The organism is Piscibacillus salipiscarius (assembly GCF_042685285.1).
In the GTDB taxonomy this organism is placed as follows: domain Bacteria; phylum Bacillota; class Bacilli; order Bacillales; family Alkalibacillaceae; genus Piscibacillus; species Piscibacillus salipiscarius.
On record NZ_JBHUMZ010000016.1, the window covers coordinates 246,220 to 271,394 of the forward strand.

The following is a 25,175-nucleotide window of genomic DNA, read 5'->3' on the forward strand; positions in this document are numbered from 1 at the left end:
TCACTTATCAGTAGATATGAAACTGGTGATTGTAATATGTCAGACGACAAGATAGAGAGATATAAAAGATACATAGATCAAAAATAAAATCGAAAAGTAGAGGTGAAAATGTGAAGGTATTAGTAAATTCATCTTAACCACTTCTTCTCACCTACACTAAGTAGGCAAGATAAGGAGTGGCAGGAGATGAAATATTTAAGCCGAGTATCAGAGAGATAGTGGGAGGATTTACTTCTTTCACTAAAAAATGAAAAAAGAATTAAAAGACATGTTTCCAAAATGGTGTTTTGAAAAAGGTAACTACTCAACAGTATTAACAAATGATTTAGATAGTTTGTTGGGTTGTGTGATTGAGCAATATGTAAATGGTTATGAAATAAATCACTTTTACGACTTTAACACGTTGTTTGTAAATGACCCTAACTATCAATCAAAATTAATAGGTGTCGATTTAGCATTACACAATGGTAGATCGTGGTGTAATCATGTAGTTAAAGTGTCTGAAGGTGATTATGTGAATCCTAAAACAGCCAATATTAATGCAATAAACGGCATACATAAGGATAATTATTTTGATAAATATGCTATGTCAACAGCATTATTAATGTGGTCATTTTATGATTTACCATTGCCAAAAACTAAACTAGGTAAAATGCTGATTTTATCAATTGATAGTGGATTTTTAGGACACTACAATGACCGATTTAAAGATATACATACACACTACCTAGAGTTATTGGAGTTCCCAGAGTTGATTGATCTATTAAATGAAACGGATATTGAGGAATTTTATGAGTTACAACAACAATACAAAACTAAAGCAACTATTAAATTAAATGATGAAGGTTATCTAGAAACTAATCTACCCTTGTCCAAGTTGGAAGGGGTTTTTAATTTGCCTTTAGAACTACCTAGAGGGCAATTTACGTTACAGAAGAAGTATATTGATTATGCCTGTAGCACAAACAAAATTAATAGCAAAAGTGATATTAAACGTCAATTAGTATCTTTTGCTTTAACCAACAGAAACTTTTGTAAATTTACATACTTAAAAAGGGAGAGAAATTAATATGAAAATTAAAAATGATGATCTATTTTACTGTTACAGTAAAAAATTAAGCACGTATATCTATAAACATTCTGACGGAAAAATTGTACCTTTAACAATTGCAATTAATCCTAAGTCACAAAAAATGTTCAGTTTATATCCTAAATCAGAAGAATTGCAGAAGTGTTTAGATGTTTATAAAGAAGAAAATAGTCAAAATAAATAAATTTGAGCAATTATATTGAATTTACTCTGAAAATCAGTAAGGTTAAAAGCGTTGATATAATAGGGTTTTTGGGAAATGAATTAAAATTTACTCGGAAAATAAGATTTTGGTATCTGAAAACCTAATATTTACTCGGAAAATAGGAACAGTTAATGAGTTAAAAGTGCCGATTTACTCTGTTTTTAGGTATATAGTAAAACAATCAAAATTATAGTCCAAACTTATACATTTTACAGTATGTTTGGACGATATTCCAAAAATAGTAAATACCAGTTTACTCGCTAATTCGGAATGATAAAACTATTAATATACCAAATTTACTCTGTATTTAGGTATATAATTAATTATAATTAATAATCTCTTAAAGAATTATAATTAATATTTCCTTGCTTTTGTACTAGACGTACAACGCAAGAGAACAAGACAACTCATTTTTCTGTTTCTGGTCTGTTTAAATTTAATTTCTAATTTAACAATTTATAATTCAAAAAGGGGTTTTTAAATGGAAAAGTTTGCAGTCAGTTCTATTAAAATTAAATCATCATGGTTTGACAGTAATAGGAAAAAGAAATCTGTCTTTAAGAAAATGGGAAAAGATGAAGGTTTAAATTTATACTTACAATTGTTCCGTTTCAGGGTACATCAAGGTTCTAAAGACGAACATTATTTTATTACTAGCATTGGCTCGTTGGTAAAATACACAAAGGTGAATATCAAAACTAAACTGTCAAAGAAAGATATACATAAACTACTTAAACAAATGGATCATGCAGGAGTTATCGAACTGCAAAATTATAAACGTTGGGATACATTATTAGATGAAAAAGGCAATGTTTATGATGATAAAATGATAATACTTAAAGCAACAGACGTTCCGAATGTCTATAACGAAGATATAGATATTCCCAAAACTGAAGATGACTACTATATTCCAGTTTCTTTTGATTTAATTAATCACATGTACGAACAAGATCTAACTTCTAAAGCGGTAACGATTTATCTATTGGTTCGTAAACTATCAAATTCATCTGCTGAACGTAAAGCATGGATAAACATTAATACAATCAAAAATTGGCTTGGCTTTGGCAATGACACAATTAAAGATTGTTTAATTGACCTTAATAAACTTGGGGTTGTGGCTACTAACGTAAGAAATAAGAAAGGTGGCATAAAATTTGAACATTATGCTGTCTTTGGTGGATTGAAAAATCTAGAACAGCATAAACAAGACAATTTAGACGTAATTAGTAAATTTCTAAAACGATATAATGAAGATACTGTTTCTGAAGACCCATTACCGTTTGAAGAAATAGAAGAAACAGAGATTGATGATGGCTGGGGAATACCCCCTGTAGGTTATCGTACTGAACACGAACTCTAGTGAAAACTAGGGTTCTTTTTTTATTAATAAATTTTAAGAGGTGTTAATTTTGGAAAACAAGAAAATCGTAAAGTTTGAGGAAGAAGGTCAGAACTCAATTCTGAAGAATTTAGATAAAATTGAAAAACTATTAATAGAAAACTACAATCTATCAGTTGTTAATAATAACGAACTAGAAATATTGAACACTAAATTAGAAAAAGTCAGTGATGAAACCCAAAGAATTAGTAAATTTTTAAATATTGATAGAGGTGATGTCGAATGAATATTTATCAAGCACTGAAAAAAGTTAGTTGGGAAAAACAACATTATTTTAAATACAAGTTTCCTGATCTTAGATACCAAAAAGACAGACCGTTAAAAACGGAAGAACAGTTCTTAAAGTATGTTAATCGTAAAACTATTGATTCGTTTCTTAATTGGGAATTAACCGAAGAATATAAAAATCTAGTTATTTTATATCTTCATTCTCAGGTGGCTGATGATCTGTTAGAAACATATAAAGCAGTGTCTGATAAAGCCAAAAATGGTGATGAAAAATCAGTAAAACTATTTCTGCAACTAAAGAAGGAAATTAATACATCTTCTAAGCAAGTTGCTAAACAATTTCAATCGCCATCTGATGATGAAGATGATTATGATTTAGATTTAAGTTAAGAGGTGGTGTGAATTGGCAGCCAAACAGAAAAATCAAAAAGCAATTGAAAAAGTGATGGGTGACTTTCGACTATTTGCTAAAAATTTTATTAAAATTACAGACAATAACGGTGCTAATGTACCGTTTGTATTAAATCCTGAACAAGAGCATTTTATGAAGGAAATGGAAAAATACAATATCATTCTAAAAGGTCGTCAAATAGGTTTTACCACATTTAGTTTAGCGTATATGTTATATCTTGCCTTAACAAATCCAGATACTAACTACTTGATGATGACACACCATAATAAAGTTACTCAATCATTGCTAAGGCGACTTAATAAGATGTATGACATGCTACCACATAAAAAATACCCTAATTTGTTCCCGAAAAAGAAGATAAACAATAGAGATGAAATTTATTTTGATAATCACAGTCGTATTCAAGTTGCTACTGCTGGTGGTACAGATAGTATTTCAGGTAATACGTTTCAATTGATCCATTTTAGTGAAATGGCTAAATATCCTACTGATGAACAAAGTGAGATTATCGCTACAGCCATTCCAGCCCTTGCTAAGAATAGAGATAGTAAAATAATCATTGAATCGACTGCTTATGGTGAAAATGAGTATGCTGATATGTTTCGTAAGGCATGGAGAGGTAAAGAGAGTGTATGGAAAGCACACTTTTATAGTTGGTTGGCTAAAGCGTATAGTAAACAGTTTAAACATAGTTTTGATGAGGCAGAAGAATGGTTTAAAGTACATAATCAAGGTAGTCGTATGAGAAAGCAACATTTAGAACATGACGAAAAGGTATTAAAAGAAGAACATAAAGCAACCTATCGTCAGTTGATGTTTAGGCGACATTACATTGAAACTAATTCTATTGAGAAATTTAAACGTGAGTTTCCTACGACACCTGAAGAAGCATTTAATACGACTAATGTTGGTGTATTTGATACAAATAAAATAGTTGAACGTATGCAACATGTGATCGATCCGATTGAAACTAATGAAATATATGACGAGTTACCAGATGTATTGAAACCATATATCAATAAAAGTCTATACATATATCGACTACCTAAACCTTCAGTACGTTGCTATGGTGGTGTAGATACAGCAAGTGGTACTGGTGGAAGTAATGATAATAGTACAATCAGTATATTTAATGCAGAAGGTCAACAGATGGCTAGTTTTTATGCAAATGATGTTCCTGTCTATAAGTTCGCTGAAGTGGTGAACAGTTTAGGCAGGTTTTTTAATTATGCTTACCTTTGTATTGAACGTAACAGTTATGGATTACCTTTAATCGAAAGGGTTAGGAAAGAGTACGGTTACTTAAACTTATTAAAACAAAAGACGTTCGATAAGAAAGGGCATAGAAAACTTCAGTTAGGTTTTCAGACAACCAATGTAACAAAACCAATTATTATTAATGACTTTGTAGAGCATTTTGACTTGAATATGATTGTCATTGAATGTGTGGAAACATTGGAAGAAATGAAAATCTATCAGGACAATAATGGAAAATTAGGCAATAAACGTGGAGAAGATCGACATGACGACTTAGTGATTAGTGTGGCTATGTCAATACAAGCCATGAAACACGCTAAATATTATGTCGAGATATAAACGTAAGGAAGGTGATTGAATGACTGCTTTAGATAAGTACGTAAGTGAGAAATATGACGGTAAGCAAGATTGGTTTGTAGAAGAAGTCAATCAATTAAACAACCAACAACGTATTTTAGATGTTCAACAGAAAAAAGAGTATTTGAATGGTAATCATAAAATACTTCAAAAACAATCGTATAAGTACAATGGTAAAGAATTTGAGCCAAAGAAGATTGTATTGCAATATGCTAAAACATTATTAAACTTTCAAAAATCATATCTGTTACAGAACCCGATTACATTAACTGGTGACGAATCAGTTGTTAAACGTTATCAAAAGGTTAATCGCAAGGGGAAGTATGATCGTTTTAATCAGAAGATATTGGATAAGGTATTAAAATATGGTCGTGTGGCGGAATATGTTTATTTAGATCGTGGTGTGATTAAGAGTAAATTAATACATACTGATGAATTTGTACCTGTCTATAACGAGCATAACGAGTTAATCGCTGTTATTGAAGGTTTTGTACATGATGGTATTAGTCATTATATTGTGTATGATGATGAAGTGGTACGTAGGTATAATGATAAAGGTGGAGAAATTCGATTAATTGAGCAAAATGCCAATTTATCAGGTTTGCCGATTATCTATCATAATGAAAATGAATTGAATGAAGTTGATGGTCGTTCAGAGTTAGATGATTGGATTTCTATTCTAGACAACTTAGAAAGTTTATTAAGTAAATATGCTGAGGCGACTGAAAAATTCCTTGATCCAATCTTTTTAAATATTGGGCAACAATTGAAGGGTGAATCTTTACCTGCTGATTTAGTGGGTAAGGGGATTAATTTAGATGATGGATCAGACGCTAAATATTTACAAGCAAAATTGGATAGTAAGAGTTTTGAATCATTACATAAAGTGTTATTGCAATCGTTATTAGACATATCACAGACACCTGCTGTTAGTATGAATAAGACAGATATATCTAACCTCAGTGAAGTATCTATTAAGTTGTTATTCCAGTTGGCTAACATTAAGGCGAGTATGAATGAACAGTTCATGAGAGAAGGTATAGAGGAACGACATGATAAGGTTAAGTCATTGTTAGCGTTGCAAGGTGTTAAGGTTAATGATGATAAGTACGATACGTTAGATATGGTATTCCAATATGCTATGCCACAGAATGATAGTGAGATCATTGAACAGTTAGAGAAGTTGAGAGATATGGGTGCGATTAGTTTAGAATCGTTGCTTGGTCGTAGTCCAATGACTAATGATGTGCAAGAGGAAATGAAAAGGTTACATAATGAGGTTGTGGATAACTCTGTTGATAACTCAAATAATGACGGGGATGTAAATGATAATAATTATCAAATATATTAAATTGAGTTAGAGTGTAGTGATAATGGGGGATTATATTAATAGAGTATAGAGCCATTTCCTTGCACATGTTATAGATTTTTTGAGTTCAGATGTAGGACTATATAACTATACTTAATAGAGTATAACTGCTAGGTGGTACAATTTATTGCTGTTATATCAAGTTTTGTGGCTTAATATGATGGCTGTTATAAGCAATCTAGCAGTTATAATGCTTGGCTAGTATACCAAAATACAATGATCCATTTGATTTATAAGGTGAATATGGTAAAATAAACCTAATAAAATATTAATTTTAATAGATTAAAATTGCTCGGTGTGAAATTGGTCGGCTGTTATAGGCGAAAAATTGCTTGGGGTGGTAGAGGTCGGCTGTTATACCTAGTATGACGTGATAACCTATATTATAAGACACTTCCTATAACATACGATATGTAAACTCTCATATATTTACAGTTAATATATGTAAAATACCCCGTTTAACACCATTAAACCCCCTAACTAACCCATTTACACACCCGTAAATAAGCGAGGTTATTCTAATGAGAATTAAACATAACCCTAAAGCGATAAAGGATTTGCATGAAATTATGAATAAACATATAGACGACAAGACTATTGAACGTTGGGCTAAATTGATTCATAAACATATGTCAGAATCCAACGACAGTAAACAATAATTTTAATATGTATAGGTGATTCTCATGAAAATTAAACATGATCCTAAGAAACTTAAACAATTTCAAAAAGAATTTAATGAACATATAAATGACAAAACAGTAGAACATTGGGCAAAAACTATTCATAAACACATCTCAAAAAAATAGGAAAAAAATTGAAGGATTCCTCCAAAAAATGTAGAAATATGTAATTTAGCATATTTTATTAATTGGGGAGAGTGTTTATTATGTTTGATGTACAAGAATTATTGAAAACATTAAAAGATCAACATAGGGAAGAACTTATTAATTACCAACAAAGACAAGACGCTAAATTGCATTATATTGATTTTATTAATGATTTAACTTATCGCTTACATCAAGAATTTTATAATTTATCTCAAGCAACAAAAAGCGTTCGAGTACTAAATGAAGATGACGTATTTTCATTACATGTTAATGAAAAAATGTTACGTTTGTATAAATTCAAAAATATTAATGATATGCCAGATAAGATTATGGTGATTTATACAAACGATGCTGGTAATCAAGGTGATGAATTATTTATTGATGAAGGTGTTTATCGAAGTAGCAAATTTTATGTAGAATTAAGTGATGAATTAATCGATCATTACATTGACCACATATTTCAGAATTAATAAGTAAAAGGTATAACCCTCTTATTTGTCGAATAATGGTAATTAAGGGGGTTTTTATATGACTGAAGATAAAAATAAAGCAGAGAAAATTGGAGACGATTTAGAGCAAATCGGAAAAGGTTGCCAACAAATAGGTTGTGCTTTAACAATATTAATTACCATTCCTGTTATTATAATATTGTTTTTATTATAGTAGGTCATCTGATTAAATTCAGATGCTTTTTATTTTGGTTAAACATATTTCATTAATGCTGTATCATACCTTTTAATAATAAAATGAAAAGGGTGGTAAATATGGATAAATTTCAAGACAAATTTACTGTTGGTGAGATTAAGGAAATAGTAAGAGAGATTGATGATATTCAGAAGTTTTCTATACGTTATAGTAGTGATGAAGAATGGTTAATGAATATCGTGGATCAAATATCTAGAGTGGCTGGAATGTTTGGAGATGTAATCATTCAACAATTAGAAGATGGTTATATTCATACAGGAGATCCTCAAGATTATATAAAGAAGAAGTTAGGGAGTGCGACAATTTATAAAGATAAGTATATAGAACATTATCCAGATAGAGTTAAATTTTAGTCATTAGTTACTCAATAGAGTGGTTTTAAGAAGGAAAATGTCCTTGATTGTCGAATGATGATAATTGGGGTGGTGTAATTAATGGAATTAAATACTTATTTAGTTGTAGCCATAATTGGCGGATTGACCGCACTGGCTAGTGTGATTGGTAGTATTATACAAGCAATATTAACAAAAAAATATGAAAAAGAACGTGCAATTAAAACATCTGTTTTAGATAATGCATATAAGGCATATGAACACAAGAATGAAATTGCAATGAAAATATCTGATAAGACAGGACAAACTGTAAATATATATCCTTGGGATATGCATGTTATATCGTATACAAAGATTCTAAAGTTAGTGGATAAGAAGAGAGTTAACAAGAATGATGTCATAAAATTACTTAGTGATATAGAAGAAATTCAAGATATATATGATGAGCATAATGCAAAAATGAAGAAAAGGAACAATCCTAGTAAAATTTCCCTGAAATAAGTTTGCAGGAATTTATTCCCTTTTGTTGAAGTTAGTAGATGAAAGGGGAAATTAGTGTGAGTGAAGTGTCAATACTTAATGATTTTAAACAAATTTCCAGAGAAGATAATAGTTTTGCTATCACCAAAGAAAACCCATCAGAAGATGTGATTGACAGATATAAAGATAAAGTTATGAATTTAGAAAGTAATAATTATATTAGTATTGATCACATAAGAAAGTATTATAAACATAGGTATTGTCTAGAGGTATCTGGTAAATTACTATAACAATACTAATTTAGGTCATCTGATTCAGTCAGATGGCTTTTTATATGGAAATCATTTCCTTTTTAGTGTATATTATAATTAGTACATTAAGAAGGGGAGAATATAGATGAATAGATTGTATCATGTTCGTGAAATAGGAAATAAAAAGTATTCTGTTGGGGATCAATTAGAGTTTAGTGGTTATAATAATTTCTTTAAAGATTATGATACAAAAGATATTCCATTAGTAAATACAAAGAAAACTATCTTTCAAGGATTAACTTACTATTGGCATTTTGCTAGAGAAACAATATTTGAAGAGGTTAGAAAAAATATTGATCCTAATTTACCTTCTAGACAAAGATGTTTATGGTTGACTGATATTAGAAATTTAGATTATTGGATGCATACTAAAGATTTTCATCCTGAAACTCATCAAGTATTATTGTTAAACTTAGATGGCAATGCATTTAAATGTGATGCGACTTTTGTAGAAGGTAATCCTAAAAAGTTAAATGATGTTAGGGAAGACGCAAAAAATTATTGGAATCAAGAGATAGTTAATGAGAAAAGAGTAGAGTATTTGTATGAGGGAAGAGCAACAGTAGAAGAAGTTTTATCATTTAAAAACGGTTAATTAGCACCCAATAGGGTGCTTTTATTTTGCACTAAAGGAGAGTGATTTTAATGAACAATATACAACGTTTAGAAATGGAAGTTAAGAACGTTAACCTAAATCAATCAGAACTATCAATTTACCTTCAAGAAAACGGACTACAACCGTTTCAAGAATATAACCCTGAATCTGCCACAAGTAAAAAGAAAATCTATCAATCAGCATTATCTATCTTAGAATCATTGGCTAATGACCCAGAACGTATGAAAAATATTAAACATGATGATTTGGATATATCTGAATTTGCAACTAATATTCAGAACAGAATAGATCAGTTGGAACGTAAAATTAGAGGGTTAAAAATAGACGAGAAGATTGAAACTGAAACAAACTTCTTTAATTTATTCGATAGGTAGGTGATTTAATGTTAACAGAAACTTTTAACCATCTCTTGAATGAGTATGGTAAAGATGTTTATTTAAATGATGAAACTACATCACGTAAAGCGTTAATCAATAGTACGTCTGTTACAAGTAGTTATAAAGAGAATTTTGACGATCATATAATACATACCAATTTTCCTATTCAACGTGGAGATACAATAACAATTAATAATGAGATATTTATCGTTGTGTCTGATGTGCAATTAAAAAGCGATTACGAGTATAAAGCAACGATTAGACCATGCGATCAAACAATTGAAGTAATCGTGATTGAACAAAAATTAATCGGTTATGATGATATGGGAAGACCTGTATATGAAAATACTGAAGTACCTTATGACATACCTGCTTATATTGATTGGCAACGTTTGGCTATTGATGGCACTCAAATTAGAGTATCAGATCAAGAAATAGATATTGTTGTACAAGACAACGAACAAACTCAAACAATAGTAGTAAATGATGAATTTGATTTATTAGGTAAGCGATATGCTGTTGATAATATAAATAAGTTTAGACAGGGATTATTAATATTACGTTCTAGTATTGTCCTTACATAAGCAAGATAATAAATTCCCCTACACGTATAAATGTAGGGGAAAAGATTATCACTTAAATAAGTTTGCTATTGGTGAATACTGATTGTGCTTATATTGTATATCTCTATCCGTCATTTGAATATATCGTCTTACCATATTCATGTGCGAATGTCCTAAAATCTTTTGCAAACTAAAAGGATCACCACCGTTACGAATATAAAACAATGCCCCTGTATGTCTGAAAACATGAGGTGATACACGATTATTTATCTTGGCTACTTTACCATAGACAGATAAATCAGTTCTTATCGTGTTTTTAGTTAATGGCTTACCCTCATATGACAAAAAGAAGTATTCGTTATCAAATTCTTCAGTTTCAAGTAGATATGCCCTTAATACTTTTATAGTTTTAGTTGAGATTGGAACAAATCTACCTGTTCGAGTTTTAGTTGTGTCTGCTTTTACATAAACTGTGCCTTCATTTAAATTTACATCTTCTTTTCGTAAATTCACAAGTTCAGATACCCTTATTAAACTGTCCAAAAGTGTGTAGCAGATTACTTGGGTACGATAACCAACATATGATCCGTCATCACAAGCCCCAATTAGTCGTTTGACTTCTTCATCTGTTAGAGATTCAACTACATCAATTGGCGATTTAATAGGTTTAAATCGTTTGTGAATCGGTTGATTAATCCAACCTTTTTCTTCATAAGCATATTTAACAAATGCTCTAGTGGTTCTTACTCGAATATTAATGGTTGCAGGTGCAAGATTCATTTCTTCCTGCATGAAGTCAATCCAACTACAAAATAATTCTGTTGTCATTTGATTACTTGTTAAATCACCTTCTGTGTAATCTAGCAAGTAGTTAAAATTCACGTAATATTCTTCTATAGTCCGTTTTGCCAACCCTTCTGTTTTCTTAATGAACATGAATTGCTCAAACATTTCAGACATGCTGAAATCATTCTCGATTTGCTTAGTTAGTTCAACATTACGTTGATACTTCCTAGTTTTACGCATAAAAATACCCCTTTCAAAATTTTATTGAAAGAGGACATAAAAACCTGAATCAAACGGTCTTGCCTACAGATCAAAACGGTCTTTTATGACAGTTTGGAACAGTTTCATTTAGACCGAGTGGAAACCGTTATATGCATATCGAACACTTGTTTGTTAAAAGTGCTATAATTGACGGGTTATAGGGGATAGGTTTTATCAATCTAAAGGTACGGTTTTGAAGACCTTGACAAGCACCAGCATTGTAACCAGCCCCATTTCTTTCATCATTATAGAATGTTGAATAATAGATTACAAGTATAATATATGTGAACAATTGTATTAATAAAAAGTAATTTTCTAAAAATTTTAAATCGTTTTTGCCTTTAAGACATTTTTTGGTTAAAATAAGAATTGTGTAATAATATTGAAGGCCGGTTCATAGTTATTTAGTGTATATAGTCGTTTTTTGGGGGGATTAATCGAATGAAGAAGCACCCACTGGTGATAAATGGAGGTCATCATCTAGACATCGATCAGGACTTACTAAATTCTGCTTTTCAATGGTTCGATAATCATTCTACTAACATTAAGCTGATCTTTGATGAAAACTATAAAATAAGGTATATATCTTATTCAGCTGAGTTATTACTTGGTTATACCAGAGATTTTTTATTAAACTCAAACTTATTAGACTACGTTTGTCAAGAAGATTTAGAAACCATCAAAGAATATGTTAACTCGATAGGTTTTGATCGTACTAGATTAGAAATTGCTTTTAAAAATTGTGATGGACGCACAGTCTACACATCGACACACTTAGGCCAAATTAATGATAACCATAAAGGGAAAACTTATTATATTTGTGTCATTAATGATATATCTGAGTTAAAGACAGCCCGTAAAATGCTTATGAACTCCGAGAAATTATCATCAGTTGGGCAGTTAGCGGCAAGTGTAGTTCACGAGATCCGTAATCCGCTAACATCTATTAAAGGTTTTTTACAACTATTAGAGAGTGATTCTAAAGAACATAAAGTCTATTTTGATATAATGACAGAAGAGATAGAAAAAATTGAATCCATCACTTCTGAATTACTCTACATTGCCAAACCATCTCCTAATCAAATGAAAGACGAAAATTTAACAACCATTTTAAAAGAAGTTTGTATGTTAATGAAATCGCAGGCGAGATTAAGTGAAATAAGTATTGATTTATCGACAGACCAAGCCGATCATTTCATTAATTGTGATCGATCCCAAATAAAGCAAGTTTTTATTAATCTGATAAAAAATGCAATTGAAGCTATGGAACATTCTGGCACAATTAGAGTTCATATTTATAAAGATGATGTATTAACGGTAGACGTCATTGACGAAGGCCATGGTGTTCCTGATGAATTAAAAGATCGCATCGGTGAACCATTTTTATCTACGAAGGAGAAAGGGACTGGACTAGGTTTAATGGTCACTAAACAAATTTTAGACAAACACCATGCATCATTAAAGGTGTTAGATCATGAAATTAAAGGAAGTATTTTTAGAATAAGATTTTATTAATGATGGTTGGTGTGACGTCATGAATAAACAGCATTATACAATAGGACTAGCAGGACATATAGACCACGGTAAGACAGAATTAGTTAAAGCGTTAACTAATGTTGATACAGATCGATTAAAAGAAGAAAAAGAACGGAAAATATCTATAGAATTAGGCTATGCACCATTAATTAACGAAGACAACTTAAACGTATCAATAATAGATGTGCCTGGTCATGAGAAATTTATTAGACAAATGATCTCTGGCGTATCATCCATTGACTTATCATTGTTAGTCATTGCTGCTAATGAAGGAGTTATGCCTCAGACGTTAGAACACATGGAAATCTTAAATCATTTAGGGCTACATGATGTTATGATTGTGCTAACGAAAATTGACCAAGTTGATGAGGAATTATTAACAATGGTACGAGAAGATCTAAACGATACATTAACTGGGACATTTCTAGAAGGACAGTCTTGTTTTGAAGTGGACTCCGTTTCAAAAAAGGGGATTTCTCAGTTAAACGAAGCTATTTTAAATAAGTTGAAATCTCTTAATTCCAGACCAACTGAAGGTCATCTGGTCTTACCAGTTGATCAAAGCTTCCATCTGCACGGAATTGGAACTATTATAAGAGGAACGGTTACACAGGGGAGCTTAAGAGTTGGAGAAAAAATTTATCTTCTGCCAAATGGTTCTAAAGCACAGGTGAAGGGACTTCATCATTTTAATCAACCTGTGAATGAAGTCTTCGCAGGTCAAAGAGCTGCTGTAGCACTTAACAACGTAGACTTGGCAGATGTCAATCGAGGGGCAGTTCTAACTAATTATGCAAATACAACAGCTTCTAGCAGAATTGATATTGAACTAAATGTAAGCTTTTTATTTAATTCTTCAATAAAGCAAAGAGCTCCTATTAAATTACATACTGGAACTAGTGAAATTTATGGTAAGGTCATTTTCTTTGACCGTAATCGGTTGGAACCAGATGAAGATGTCATTTATGCACAACTAGTGTTAGACCAGCCTATATACGTTTTAAAAGATCAAAGATTCATACTTAGAAGGGCAACACCAGTTGAGTTGATTGGCGGAGGGAAAGTAATTGAACCGTTCGCGAATAAACATTCACACAACCAAAAGACTATTGAGTTGTTAAAACAAAAAGCAGTCTTCAGCGAGGCGGATTACTTATTGGACATCATTGAGAAAGAACCTGGAATTACCGAAGATCAATTGCATGAAATGTCAGACCAAATTTTAATGCAGCTGATTTCGACCCAACACATTATAAAAATCGACCAGCATCTCTATTCAAAGACCTACATCACTAAAGTCAAAGAGGAAATTACTGATACATTAAATCAATTCCATAAAGAACATCCATTATTAATTGGAATGAATAAATCTGAGTTATCATCACAGATATCTACTTCTGCAAGAGAAGGGAAAATAATTCTGGATTATTTAATTAGTACCGGTTATATAGAACAAGAACACTATTTTGTTAAAAGTAAAGAGTTTAAAGTGAAGTTAACAAATGAACAAACACAATTTTTAAATGAATTGTTAAAAAACTTATCATCTGATGGGTTGAAGGTTAATAGCATTGATCACTATTTTGACGATAAAATGGATAAACAGGATTGGATAGAATTTTTAATACAACAACAATATATCGTTCAGCTAACGAGTGAGTTATATGTTGAGAAGGAAGCATTTCATGAAGGGATCTCTTTGTTGAAACGTTCGACCCAGGAAACATTTGAAGTCAAAGAGGCGAAAGAAACACTTGGACTTTCTAGAAAGTATGTCATCCCTTTTCTAGAGAAATTAGATAAATCTAAGTATACGATTAGATTGGACCAAAAGCGTAAGTGGATTTAAAGTAAGGGTCCCCCAGTTAAGCTGGGAGACCCTTGTTTTAGTCTACATAAATTGCAGATTCATTTTTTTCAGTAACATAACCAATTATTTTTGCACGATGACCTGTTAGTTCATTAATGTATTGTTTTGCTTCTGACTCTTTCATAGAAATGAGTAACCCACCAGAAGTAATAGCATCAGATAGAACGAGCCTGTCAATCTCGTTTAATTGATTGTTAAATGAAACGTGGCTTTTTAGCCACTCTAGGTTAGCTTTAGAACCTCCAGGTATGGCTCCTTGTTGAGCTAAATCAATAGTACCTTTAATGACAGGTATTTCTTCGTAATTAAGTTTCATGGATACACCACTTGCATATGCCATTTCATAGCTGTGGCCAAGTAGACCAAAACCTGTTACATCTGTGCATGCATGAACTGAATAATGTTTAAATAATTCACTAGCTTGTTTGTTTAATAACTGCATCCACTTAATGGCTTCATTTGCAATGTCATTTGATGCAAGTCCTTTTTTTATACCTGTTGTGATTATACCAATTCCTATAGGTTTCGTTAGAATTATAACGTCACCTGGTTGTGCTTGATCATTTCGAGTAATAAGATCCGGGTGGGCGAGGCCAGTAACAGATAATCCAAATTTTGGCTCATCATCATCAATTGAATGACCACCTATAATTGAGCCGCCTGCTTCATGAACTTTATCTTCCGCACCTTGTAAGATTTGAGCGAGCACGTGACTGCCATATTTTTTTACATTAAAACCAACGATATTTAATGCAGTCTTAACATCTGCACCCATAGCATAGACATCACTTAATGAATTAGCTGCAGCAATCTGACCAAAAGTATAAGGGTCGTCGACAATGGGTGTGAAATAGTCAACGGTTTGAACCATCGCTAGTTCATCAGTTAATCGATAGACACCGGCATCATCTGAATGATTTTGACTATAGATTACGTTTGCATCCTCTTGATGAGTATTAACTTGACTCAAAACTTGAGTCAGTTCGCTCGGGGCGAGTTTGCAACCTCATCCAGCTTTGGTTGACAATGAAGTTAATTTTATAATTTCATCTTTATGGCGCTTCACCAATCTCACCCCCTTAATTTGTTATTTACATTATACTAAAACTGTTAATAGTTGAAAAAGTAAAACTCTTTTAATATTCTTAAATTAATGTAAAGAAAAGGGGGATTCATCATGGAACATAAAGTAACCATTGAATTTTGTATGATGTGAAACTACGCACCAAAAGCTGCGAGTCTCGCAGACAGTCTATTTTCTGAATTTCATCATAACATTAGTGAAATGAAACTTGTTCCATCATCTGGTGGTGCATTTGAAGTCATCGTAAATGAACATAAATTGTATTCTAAACTAGATACGGGTGTATTTCCAAAACATGATGATATAATAGAGTTATTGAAAGAGAAAGAAGAAAGTACGCGATAACATTTCGCGTACTTTTTCCATATTTAATCGAAAGGTAATGTGTGCTTATGAAGAATTTATTTAGATTAATACCTTCTATTCACGACATTCTACATTCAGATGAAATGCAAAAACTAAAACAGGAGCAAGGGTTGCCTGAAACCTTTTTAAAAAGACGAGTCAACCAAGTAGTAGATGATATCAGAGAAGAGCTACTAAAGAATGAGTTGTCATTTGAATCAAAAAATGAAGCCTTAATTGTGATTCAAAATCGAGTGGTACATAACATAAAAAAATATTTATCTGATCGAATAGAACCTGTCATAAATGGTACAGGGACTATTTTACACACTAACTTAGGACGAGCTCGATTATCTGAAAAGGCCATTCATCAAGTGGTTCAAGTAGCTAAGCATTATTCTACTTTAGAATTTGATCGAGATTCTGGAGAACGAGGTTCTAGGCATGATTTAGTTGAAGAACTTATAAAAGAATTAACTGGTGCTGAAGCGGCTATTGTCGTTAATAATAATGCTGCGTCTGTCTACATGGTATTAACGGCGTTTGCAAAAAATCATGAAGTTATTGTCTCAAGAGGTGAATTAGTTGAAATCGGTGGAAGCTTTAGAGTGTCTTCTATTATGGAAGAGAGTGGAGCTTTATTAAAAGAAGTCGGCACAACGAACAAAACCCATCTTTTTGATTATGAGAAAGCCATTAATGACCAAACCAGCCTAATGATGAAAGTTCATACGAGTAATTTTCACATGGTTGGTTTCACGGATCAAGTCACCAGGGAAGATTTAGTTGAATTGGGTAAAGACCATCATGTGATGACATATGAGGATCTTGGAAGTGGTATGGTCTATGACTTAACAAGACATGGTATAGGAAAAGAGCCGCTAGTAATGGACGTTCTTAAGTCAGGAATTGATTTAGTGTCGTTTAGTGGTGATAAATTATTTGGTGGCCCCCAAGTTGGTATTATTGCAGGAAAAAAGCAATATATTAAACAATTAAAGAAACACCAGCTTGCTAGAGTACTAAGAGTTGATAAGATGACTTACGCTGCACTTGAATCTACTTTAAAACAATGGTTACAACAAGATTTAAATATTCCCACTATTAGAGACTTATTAATAACAAGGGAGGAACTTCAGAAACGAGTTAAACTTTTTATTCGTCGGTATTATGAATGCCATCATAAAGGTTTGACATTAAAAGAAATCCCGCTTAAGTCAATGGTTGGTGGAGGAACGTTGCCAGAGATTGAATTAGATTCATATGGTGTTTCAATCACAAGCAGACACTTAAGTGCTACAAAACTAAAAAGTAAATTACGAAATTTAAAACCGCGAATTATTGCTAGAGTTGAACAAGAACAGGTTTTGTTAGATTTTCGAACAATTACACCTGAAGAGGAAGTTATTATCTTGAAAAAATTGGTTGAAATTGATTAAACCAAGTCTTTAAAGCATTAAATCTATAAAAATGCATTCAAATGTTTTACTTCTCGTATAAATTCAGATAAAATGTAGAAGTGCGGAAAAAGAGTGATTCTATTTCAATAATAAGAATCATCTATTAAACTACATATTTTCATTAAGGGGGTAAAAACGTGACAGCAAATGCCTTTAATGCAAAAAAGCAATTTGAATTGAATGGTAAGACGTATAACTATTATCATCTAAAAGCATTAGAAGAAAAAGGCTTAGGCAAGATCTCTAGGCTACCTTTCTCTATTCGTGTTCTTTTAGAATCAGTTTTACGTCAACATGATGGTCATGTTATTAAAGATGAACACATTGAAAAATTAGCTAAATGGGGAAAAGGGGAATCAGTAGATGTTCCTTTTAAACCATCACGAGTCATTTTACAGGACTTCACAGGAGTTCCTGCAGTAGTAGATTTAGCTTCTCTACGTAAAGCAATGGTAGATATGGGTGGAAGCCCAGACCAGATTAACCCAGAAGTACCAGTGGATCTGGTTATCGACCACTCAGTACAGGTTGATCAGTATGGTACTCCAAATGCACTAAAAGCAAATATGGAAATTGAATTCGATCGTAACAAAGAACGTTACGAGTTCTTACACTGGGCTCAAAAAGCCTTCGATAACTATCGTGCGGTTCCACCAGCAACAGGTATCGTACACCAAGTTAACTTAGAATATATTGCTAACGTTGTACATGAACAACAACAAGATGATGGTACGTATGATGCGTTTCCTGACACACTTGTAGGTACTGACTCTCATACGACAATGATCAATGGTTTAGGTGTACTTGGTTGGGGTGTAGGTGGTATTGAAGCTGAAGCTGGAATGCTTGGTCAACCTTCATACTTCCCAACACCAGAAGTTGTCGGTGTAAAATTAAAAGGAAGCTTCCCAGAAGGTACAACTGCAACTGACTTAGCACTTAAAGTCACTCAAGTGTTACGTGAGAAGAAAGTTGTTGGTAAATTTGTTGAATTCTTCGGCCCTGGTTTATCTGAGATGCCACTAGCAGATCGTGCAACAATTTCTAACATGGCTCCTGAATATGGTGCTACTTGTGGTTTCTTCCCAGTTGATGAAGAATCATTAGATTACATGCGTCTAACTGGACGTTCAGAAGAACAAGTTCAACTTGTAAAAGAATATTTACAAAAGAACGATTTATTCTATACACCAGATCAAGAAGATCCAGAATTCACTCAACTAGTTGAGATTGACCTTTCTGAACTTGAACCAAACTTATCTGGTCCAAAGCGTCCACAAGACTTAATTCCTTTATCTCAAATGAAGAAGTCATTTAATGAAGCTTTAACAGCTCCTGCTGGTAACCAAGGCTTCGGACTTTCTGAAGATGAAAAGGATAAAGAAGCAGTTGTTAAATTTAACGATGGTAAAGAAGTACCTATGAAGACTGGTGCTGTTGCTATTGCAGCGATTACGTCTTGTACGAATACGTCTAACCCACACGTAATGTTAGGTGCAGGTCTACTAGCTAAAAATGCAGTAGAAAAAGGATTAAACGTACCTGATTATGTTAAAACATCATTAGCTCCTGGTTCTAAAGTAGTAACGAACTACCTAGAGAACTCAGGTTTAATGGAATATTTAAATGAACTAGGTTTCAACCTAGTTGGTTACGGTTGTACAACATGTATCGGTAACTCTGGTCCGTTACTACCGGAAATTGAAGAAACAATTGCAGAATCCGATCTAACTGTTGCTTCAGTACTATCTGGTAACCGTAACTTTGAAGGTCGTATTCATCCATTAGTTCGTGCAAACTACTTAGCATCACCACCATTAGTTGTGGCGTATGCTCTAGCAGGTACAGTAGATGTCGACATCTTAAACGAACCATTAGGTCAAGATAAAGATGGCAATGATGTTTACTTTAAAGATATCTGGCCTTCATCTGATGAAATCAAAGCGGAGATTGAAAAGGTTGTAACACCTGAAATCTTCCGTAAAGAATACGAAGAAGTATTCAATTCAAACGAAAAATGGAATGAAATCCAAACAACAGATGAACCTCTTTATGAGTGGGACGATGATTCAACTTACATTCAAAACCCACCATTCTTTGAAGAAATGTCTAAAGATCCAAAAGAGGTTACGCCGCTTAAAGGAATGCGCGTAGTTGGTAAATTTGGTGACTCTGTAACAACAGACCACATTTCACCAGCAGGTGCTATTCCAAAGGATATGCCAGCAGGTAGATATCTAATGGATAAAGATGTATCTCCTCGTAACTTTAACTCTTACGGTTCACGTCGTGGTAACCATGAAGTTATGATGCGTGGTACGTTTGGTAACATTCGTATTCGTAATGAAATTGCAGGAGGTAAAGAAGGTGGCTTCACTACTTACTGGCCAACAGGTGACGTTATGCCTATTTACGACGCTGCAATGAAGTATAAAGAAGATGGTACCGATCTATGTGTCATCGCAGGTAAAGATTACGGTATGGGAAGCTCTCGTGACTGGGCAGCAAAAGGTACTGACCTATTAGGTATCAAGACCGTTATTGCTGAAAGCTTTGAGCGTATCCACCGTTCTAACCTTGTTATGATGGGCGTATTACCACTTCAGTTCCAAGATGGTGACAGCATTGAATCTCTAGGTCTAACTGGTAAAGAAACATTTGATGTTCAAGTAACAGAAGATGTTAAACCACATGATTTAGTCAAAGTTACCGCAACTGATGAAGATGGTAATACTAAAGAATTTGAAGTAATTGCACGTTTTGATAGTGATGTAGAAGTTGATTACTACCGTCACGGTGGAATTCTTCAAATGGTTCTACGTAACAAGCTACAAAATGCATAATATTAGCAACTTTAAAAGCACATCGCTATTAGCGATGTGCTTTTATTCTTTATGCTTGTTTACGGTCGTGATTTTCACGCATCCAGTGACGATGTTGTGCAACGGCGTCAATAAAAGCTTGATTGAATTGTGTTAAATCATGAGCATCATTAACTGTCACTACTCCTAAGTTAGAATATACTTCTCCGGTATGATCATTTGTATAAGCAATATTTTTAACTAATGTATTTGCTAATAGTTCCAAAGCTTCGTTCGTTGCGCCTATCGGTTTAGCATGAGCAAATGTGTCATTAACGAAATCTTTTGCTTCCTTATAACCACTTAACATATCTATATGCTGCCCACCTGGTATAAATAAAGCATCATACATAACTGAATGACTGTTTGCAAAGCTTTTATGTGGTTCAATTTGGTCACCTTCAGCACTGTTAACAGGGCTGAATGTTTTGCTGATGAATTCCAAATGAACGTGTTGTTTTTCACATGCGACCATGATTTGTTTTAATTCGTTATAGTTAAATCCTTCATCAACTAGTACAGCTACTTTACGTGTTTCGGGTGATTTATTGGTGTTTTCCTGGCTCAGTGCAGGAGATGTTTCAGTTATGGCCGCATTATTCTTTTTAGTAGGTTGGTTGGCTCCTATACCTTTCGCAATCTCTTTGGCAAGATCATGATCAACTTGGTTAAACATATCAACAACTTTTTGACGAATTTTTTTATCTTTCACATTACCAACTTCAAAATAGAAGGCTTTAATGATATGTTTCTTTTCTGCAGGCGACATACTATTCCAAAAAAGTCTTGCTTGACTAAAGTGATCATTAAAACTTTCACTGCGTGTACGAACTTTTCTACCGTCCACCTTCTCTTGATAATGTTCATATCCACCATCCTTACCAGGAGCTGGTGTGGGATCATTTTGGCGGATAGAATTTGGAAAATAGGATACTTTTCCTTTGTCGATTGTCATTCTATGAAAGCCATCTCGCTGATTATTGTAATACTGAATAATAGGTCTATTAATTGGTATTTCATGAAAGTTAGGCCCGCCTAATCGTAGTAATTGAGTATCTAAGTATGAGAATAAACGTCCTTGTAGAAGGGGATCATTTGTAAAATCAATACCTGGAACGACATTACCTAAGTGGAAAGCTGCTTGTTCAGTTTCAGTGAAAAAATTATCCTGATTACGGTCAAGAGTCATTTTGCCAACTATTTTTACAGGTACTTGTTCTTCTGGCCAGATTTTAGTAGCATCCAAAATATCAAAATCGAAATCAAATTCTTGTTCTTCCTCAATTACTTGGAGTCCTAGTTCAAATTCCGGATACTCACCATCATTAATAGCATCCCATAAATCTCGGCGGTTAAAGTCTGGATCTTTACCCGCGATTTTCTGTGCCTCATCCCAGGTTAAAGAATGAACACCAAGTTTAGGCTTCCAATGGAACTTAACAAATCGTGCTTTACCTTCTGAATTGACTAATCTAAAGGTGTGTACCCCAAATCCTTCCATCATTCTGAAACTCCTTGGAATCCCTCGGTCTGAAAGTAACCACATAATCATGTGTGCCGTTTCTTGATTATTGACGACCCAGTCCCAAAATGTATCATGTGCTGCAGAAGCTTGAGGAATTTCATTATTTGGTTCAGGTTTGATGGCATGGACCAAATCTGGAAACTTAATGGCATCTTGAATAAAGAATATAGGCATATTATTGCCCACTAAATCAAAGTTTCCTTCTTCGGTATAAAATTTTGTTGCAAAACCTCTGACATCACGGACCGTATCCGCAGAGCCCCTAGAGCCCACGACAGTTGAAAACCTAACAAAGACGGGTGTCTTAACATTTGGATCTTGAAGGAATTTAGCTTTAGTTAGGTCTGTTAATGGCTCATAAACCTGAAAGTAGCCGTGCACCCCAAAGCCTCTAGCATGTACGACTCTTTCTGGAATGCGTTCATGATCAAAGTGAGTTACTTTTTCACGGAAGTGAAAGTCTTCCATTATGGTGGGGCCACGTTCACCTGCTTTTAGTGAATCAGAGGTATTTGATACCTTTGTTCCTTGATTTGTTGTTAAATCTTGACCCTCATGATCTACTTTAAAATCTTCTAATTGTTGTTGTTTTTTATTAGGTTCGTTTTCAGGTTGTTTAGTCATACTGATAACCTCCTTGTAAATTCTAATGTATAGTTTGTCTTTTTCCTATTTACTTATTCCAAATTTAGGAACATCTTTAACAAAGTTTTCACTAGTTTTGATCAAATCAAATTCTCCTAGGGTGTAATTTTTGTTAAGATAAGGTTGTGATAATAAGTAAGTGTTCTAATGTGGGCAAGGAGGCACAACACGTTGATTTGGAAACGAATATTTGCAATAGGAATTATAGTAATCTTATTAAGTATCGTTGTTTATAATACAGCTTTTTCAAGTGACAAAAGCGAAAATGAGGATTCAATATTCATCGTACCTGAAGGAATGGAGGTTGAATCTGGAGGAACAGATGTGGGAGATATGGCACCTAATTTTCAATTGGAAAATATGGAAGGTAAGAAGGTACAGCTTCAAGACTATAGAGGTAAAAAAGTTTTCTTGAACTTTTGGGCTTCTTGGTGCGGGCCATGTAAGGAAGAAATGCCACATATGCAGAAATTTTATGAAGAATACGGAGACGAAGTAGCTGTACTGGCAGTTAATACGAATGAACCAGTATTAGATAATGCTAGAAAATTTGTAAAAGATTACGAACTGACGTTTCCGATACTTCTTGATAAAACAACCGAAGTAGCAGCTAGGTATAAAATTCCTAATTTGCCAACGACCTATTTTATTAACACAAAAGGTGAGATTCAGTTGCAAAAGAAATCAGGTCCTATGACATATGATGAAATGGTTCAAAAAATGGAAAAGTTAGATTAGTATAAGTATATTTTACCAACATAATGGTCAAACTATTTGCAAAAAGGAGACGATTATGTTGCGTAAAAAGGATTTTGTCACATTCCAATCTTTAATTGAAAGTGAAAAAGAAAAAATCATGAAAAACCCTGATGAGATGGAACGGATTTACGATAAGCTTGATGAGCGACTAGGTATTATTAAAAATAATGAAAAACATGCATAGTAATGGTCACACTTCACATATTAAAAACAAAATGTGAAGGAGATGAATGTGCATGACAAATCGCAATCAACCTAAACCTGACGATCGTTCTGATAATGTGGAAAAAATTCAATCGAACATTCAAAATACGATCGAAAATATGGAAGAAGCTGAAGAATCAATGGAATCAGCTTCAGAAGAACAAAAGCAACAAATCCAAGCAAAAAATGAAAGAAGACGTCAATCAATTAAAGGGTTAAGGGAAGAAGCGAGTGACGAAGCGAAAGATCATTAAAAAGTTGGCTTATGGCCAACTTTTTTATTTGTTATGTTAAACTTTAATATGTGAATGACTATTATTTCAGTTAACATTTTAGATTAAGGGAGAGTTCGAAGCATGGTCATCAATGAAACAAACGTCAAAGTTAGATATCAAGAAACTGATCAAATGGGAGTTGTCTATCATGCAAATTATCTTGTATGGTTTGAAATTGGACGAACCCATTTAATTGAACAATTAGGGTTTAGTTACGCACAGATGGAAAATGAGGGCGTAGTTTCACCAGTACTGGATATTGAAGCCAAGTATAAACAAGCGATTCGTTATGGTCAAACCGCTAAAGTAAAAACATGGATTGATCATTACGACGGTTTTAGAGTCATATATGGTTATGAAATTTATTCTGAAGATGGAACATTATCAGTTACAGGTAAATCTACTCACGTATGTGTGAAAAAATCTAATTTCAGACCAATCTCAATTAGAAAGCATTTTCCTGATTGGCATGAGGCATATTTAGAAGCTGTGGAGGAGTAAGATATGGCCTTTGGATTAAAAAGAGAAGAGCTAAAAGAATGGAAAAAGAGAGTTCAGGCAGGAGAAATCGCTTTTATAACACATTATTGGTTAGATGAACGCTTTCCAAATATGAAGACTGTAACAAAAGTAGGTTGTAGCGATATAGATAAATTAATAAAGTGGGGAAGGAAACACGGGCTTAATCCTAAATGGATACATAAAGATGAGAAGTACCCACATTTTGATTTAATCGGTTCATTTCAAGAAGATGTTTTAAGAGCTGAAAATAAGCTAGATCAACTGAGTCGGTTTAAATAACTCCGAGGCTTGTACAAAATATATATTAATCTAGAAGAAGACGAATATTAGAGGAGAGATCAATCCCTAATATTCGTCTTCATTATTTAGCTGCGTCAAAATGCTTCGCTTTCCGCAGGCACGGCGCGGGCTTCCCCAAACTCACTCCCGTTCGTTTGGCGTGATTTTCAGCTCGTGCTGTTCCTGCAGGAGCATTCCTATCGAATCAGGTTTTCACCTCTTGAATTAAAAAGGG

The 25,175-nt window shown here is 33.3% G+C and carries 27 protein-coding genes and 1 pseudogene; 25 read left to right on the top strand and 3 right to left on the bottom strand.

Annotated elements, in window-relative coordinates:
* The first annotated feature begins 268 nt into the window (after window positions 1–268).
* The 15 genes from ACFSW4_RS06090 to ACFSW4_RS06160 all read left to right on the top strand — a co-directional run bounded on the left by ACFSW4_RS06090 (window position 269) and on the right by ACFSW4_RS06160 (window position 10,549).
* Window positions 269–1,069, top strand: a complete 801-nt coding sequence (locus ACFSW4_RS06090) for a hypothetical protein (RefSeq protein ID WP_377328107.1) — start codon at window positions 269–271, stop codon at window positions 1,067–1,069.
* A 1-nt stretch (window position 1,070) separates the two neighbouring features.
* The gene (locus tag ACFSW4_RS06095; protein ID WP_054751310.1) at window positions 1,071–1,274 is read left to right on the top strand and encodes a hypothetical protein; all 204 of its coding nucleotides are present in this window, start codon (window positions 1,071–1,073) and stop codon (window positions 1,272–1,274) included.
* 502 nt (window positions 1,275–1,776) lie between these two features.
* Window positions 1,777–2,655: a hypothetical protein gene (locus ACFSW4_RS06100; protein WP_054751309.1), complete on the top strand. Its 879-nt coding sequence runs from the start codon at window positions 1,777–1,779 to the stop codon at window positions 2,653–2,655.
* 49 nt (window positions 2,656–2,704) lie between these two features.
* Complete coding sequence (locus tag ACFSW4_RS06105) at window positions 2,705–2,920, top strand: hypothetical protein (RefSeq protein WP_054751307.1); 216 nt, start codon at window positions 2,705–2,707, stop codon at window positions 2,918–2,920.
* Entirely contained in the window at window positions 2,917–3,312 is a 396-nt protein-coding gene (locus ACFSW4_RS06110; RefSeq protein WP_054751306.1) for a hypothetical protein, read from the top strand. The genes ACFSW4_RS06105 and ACFSW4_RS06110 overlap by 4 nt, the downstream gene beginning before the upstream one ends.
* Before the next feature lie 13 nt (window positions 3,313–3,325).
* Entirely contained in the window at window positions 3,326–4,930 is a 1,605-nt protein-coding gene (locus ACFSW4_RS06115; protein ID WP_377328109.1) for a terminase large subunit domain-containing protein, read from the top strand.
* 19 nt (window positions 4,931–4,949) lie between these two features.
* On the top strand, window positions 4,950–6,299 hold the full coding sequence (locus tag ACFSW4_RS06120; protein WP_377328111.1) for a phage portal protein: 1,350 nt from the start codon (window positions 4,950–4,952) through the stop codon (window positions 6,297–6,299).
* 904 nt (window positions 6,300–7,203) lie between these two features.
* Entirely contained in the window at window positions 7,204–7,614 is a 411-nt protein-coding gene (locus ACFSW4_RS06125; RefSeq protein ID WP_377328113.1) for a hypothetical protein, read from the top strand.
* A 58-nt stretch (window positions 7,615–7,672) separates the two neighbouring features.
* Window positions 7,673–7,807, top strand: coding sequence for a hypothetical protein (locus ACFSW4_RS06130; protein ID WP_279401168.1), 135 nt, complete (start codon window positions 7,673–7,675; stop codon window positions 7,805–7,807).
* A 101-nt stretch (window positions 7,808–7,908) separates the two neighbouring features.
* Window positions 7,909–8,202, top strand: coding sequence for a hypothetical protein (locus ACFSW4_RS06135; RefSeq protein ID WP_054751298.1), 294 nt, complete (start codon window positions 7,909–7,911; stop codon window positions 8,200–8,202).
* Window positions 8,203–8,283: 81 nt separating this feature from the next.
* Window positions 8,284–8,682: a hypothetical protein gene (locus ACFSW4_RS06140; RefSeq protein WP_377328115.1), complete on the top strand. Its 399-nt coding sequence runs from the start codon at window positions 8,284–8,286 to the stop codon at window positions 8,680–8,682.
* 56 nt (window positions 8,683–8,738) lie between these two features.
* Window positions 8,739–8,951, top strand: a complete 213-nt coding sequence (locus tag ACFSW4_RS06145; protein WP_054751294.1) for a hypothetical protein — start codon at window positions 8,739–8,741, stop codon at window positions 8,949–8,951.
* A gap of 106 nt (window positions 8,952–9,057) precedes the next feature.
* Window positions 9,058–9,567 carry a DUF2441 domain-containing protein gene (locus ACFSW4_RS06150; protein ID WP_377328117.1) on the top strand — a complete coding sequence of 170 codons (510 nt, stop codon included), beginning with the start codon at window positions 9,058–9,060 and terminating at the stop codon, window positions 9,565–9,567.
* 50 nt (window positions 9,568–9,617) lie between these two features.
* Window positions 9,618–9,962 carry a hypothetical protein gene (locus ACFSW4_RS06155; RefSeq protein WP_377328119.1) on the top strand — a complete coding sequence of 115 codons (345 nt, stop codon included), beginning with the start codon at window positions 9,618–9,620 and terminating at the stop codon, window positions 9,960–9,962.
* Between the two features lie 8 nt (window positions 9,963–9,970).
* Window positions 9,971–10,549 carry a hypothetical protein gene (locus ACFSW4_RS06160; RefSeq protein ID WP_377328121.1) on the top strand — a complete coding sequence of 193 codons (579 nt, stop codon included), beginning with the start codon at window positions 9,971–9,973 and terminating at the stop codon, window positions 10,547–10,549.
* 48 nt (window positions 10,550–10,597) lie between these two features.
* Here ACFSW4_RS06160 and ACFSW4_RS06165 read toward each other — a convergent pair whose 3' ends face one another.
* Complete coding sequence (locus tag ACFSW4_RS06165; RefSeq protein ID WP_054751284.1) at window positions 10,598–11,554, bottom strand: tyrosine-type recombinase/integrase; 957 nt, start codon at window positions 11,552–11,554, stop codon at window positions 10,598–10,600.
* A gap of 462 nt (window positions 11,555–12,016) precedes the next feature.
* On the opposite strand from ACFSW4_RS06165, the gene ACFSW4_RS06170 reads away from it, so the two are divergent.
* On the top strand, window positions 12,017–13,090 hold the full coding sequence (locus ACFSW4_RS06170) for an ATP-binding protein (RefSeq protein ID WP_054751282.1): 1,074 nt from the start codon (window positions 12,017–12,019) through the stop codon (window positions 13,088–13,090).
* Between the two features lie 19 nt (window positions 13,091–13,109).
* Window positions 13,110–14,960 carry a selenocysteine-specific translation elongation factor gene (gene selB, locus ACFSW4_RS06175; RefSeq protein ID WP_377328123.1) on the top strand — a complete coding sequence of 617 codons (1,851 nt, stop codon included), beginning with the start codon at window positions 13,110–13,112 and terminating at the stop codon, window positions 14,958–14,960.
* A gap of 37 nt (window positions 14,961–14,997) precedes the next feature.
* Here selB and selD read toward each other — a convergent pair whose 3' ends face one another.
* Entirely contained in the window at window positions 14,998–16,047 is a 1,050-nt protein-coding gene (selD, locus tag ACFSW4_RS06180) for a selenide, water dikinase SelD (protein WP_377328125.1), read from the bottom strand.
* A gap of 162 nt (window positions 16,048–16,209) precedes the next feature.
* Here selD and ACFSW4_RS06185 point away from each other — a divergent pair.
* The 3 genes and pseudogenes from ACFSW4_RS06185 to acnA form a co-directional block, all read left to right on the top strand.
* A pseudogene (locus ACFSW4_RS06185) lies at window positions 16,210–16,410 on the top strand (SelT/SelW/SelH family protein); the annotation flags it as partial.
* Window positions 16,411–16,457: 47 nt separating this feature from the next.
* On the top strand, window positions 16,458–17,849 hold the full coding sequence (selA, locus tag ACFSW4_RS06190) for an L-seryl-tRNA(Sec) selenium transferase (RefSeq protein ID WP_377328127.1): 1,392 nt from the start codon (window positions 16,458–16,460) through the stop codon (window positions 17,847–17,849).
* 158 nt (window positions 17,850–18,007) lie between these two features.
* Window positions 18,008–20,713 carry an aconitate hydratase AcnA gene (gene acnA, locus ACFSW4_RS06195; RefSeq protein WP_054751273.1) on the top strand — a complete coding sequence of 902 codons (2,706 nt, stop codon included), beginning with the start codon at window positions 18,008–18,010 and terminating at the stop codon, window positions 20,711–20,713.
* 49 nt (window positions 20,714–20,762) lie between these two features.
* Here the strand turns inward: acnA and ACFSW4_RS06200 are convergent, their stop codons facing one another.
* On the bottom strand, window positions 20,763–22,880 hold the full coding sequence (locus ACFSW4_RS06200) for a catalase (RefSeq protein WP_377328129.1): 2,118 nt from the start codon (window positions 22,878–22,880) through the stop codon (window positions 20,763–20,765).
* Between the two features lie 192 nt (window positions 22,881–23,072).
* On the opposite strand from ACFSW4_RS06200, the gene ACFSW4_RS06205 reads away from it, so the two are divergent.
* The 5 genes from ACFSW4_RS06205 to ACFSW4_RS06225 all read left to right on the top strand — a co-directional run bounded on the left by ACFSW4_RS06205 (window position 23,073) and on the right by ACFSW4_RS06225 (window position 24,940).
* Complete coding sequence (locus ACFSW4_RS06205; RefSeq protein WP_377328131.1) at window positions 23,073–23,639, top strand: redoxin domain-containing protein; 567 nt, start codon at window positions 23,073–23,075, stop codon at window positions 23,637–23,639.
* Between the two features lie 58 nt (window positions 23,640–23,697).
* On the top strand, window positions 23,698–23,844 hold the full coding sequence (locus ACFSW4_RS06210) for an FbpB family small basic protein (RefSeq protein WP_377328133.1): 147 nt from the start codon (window positions 23,698–23,700) through the stop codon (window positions 23,842–23,844).
* A gap of 52 nt (window positions 23,845–23,896) precedes the next feature.
* Window positions 23,897–24,118 carry a small acid-soluble spore protein Tlp gene (gene tlp, locus ACFSW4_RS06215; RefSeq protein ID WP_377328135.1) on the top strand — a complete coding sequence of 74 codons (222 nt, stop codon included), beginning with the start codon at window positions 23,897–23,899 and terminating at the stop codon, window positions 24,116–24,118.
* Window positions 24,119–24,220: 102 nt separating this feature from the next.
* Window positions 24,221–24,640 (top strand): acyl-CoA thioesterase, encoded by a 420-nt coding sequence (locus ACFSW4_RS06220; protein WP_054751267.1) that lies wholly within the window; start codon window positions 24,221–24,223, stop codon window positions 24,638–24,640.
* 3 nt (window positions 24,641–24,643) lie between these two features.
* Window positions 24,644–24,940, top strand: coding sequence for a hypothetical protein (locus ACFSW4_RS06225; RefSeq protein WP_054751265.1), 297 nt, complete (start codon window positions 24,644–24,646; stop codon window positions 24,938–24,940).
* The last annotated feature ends 235 nt before the right edge of the window (window positions 24,941–25,175 follow it).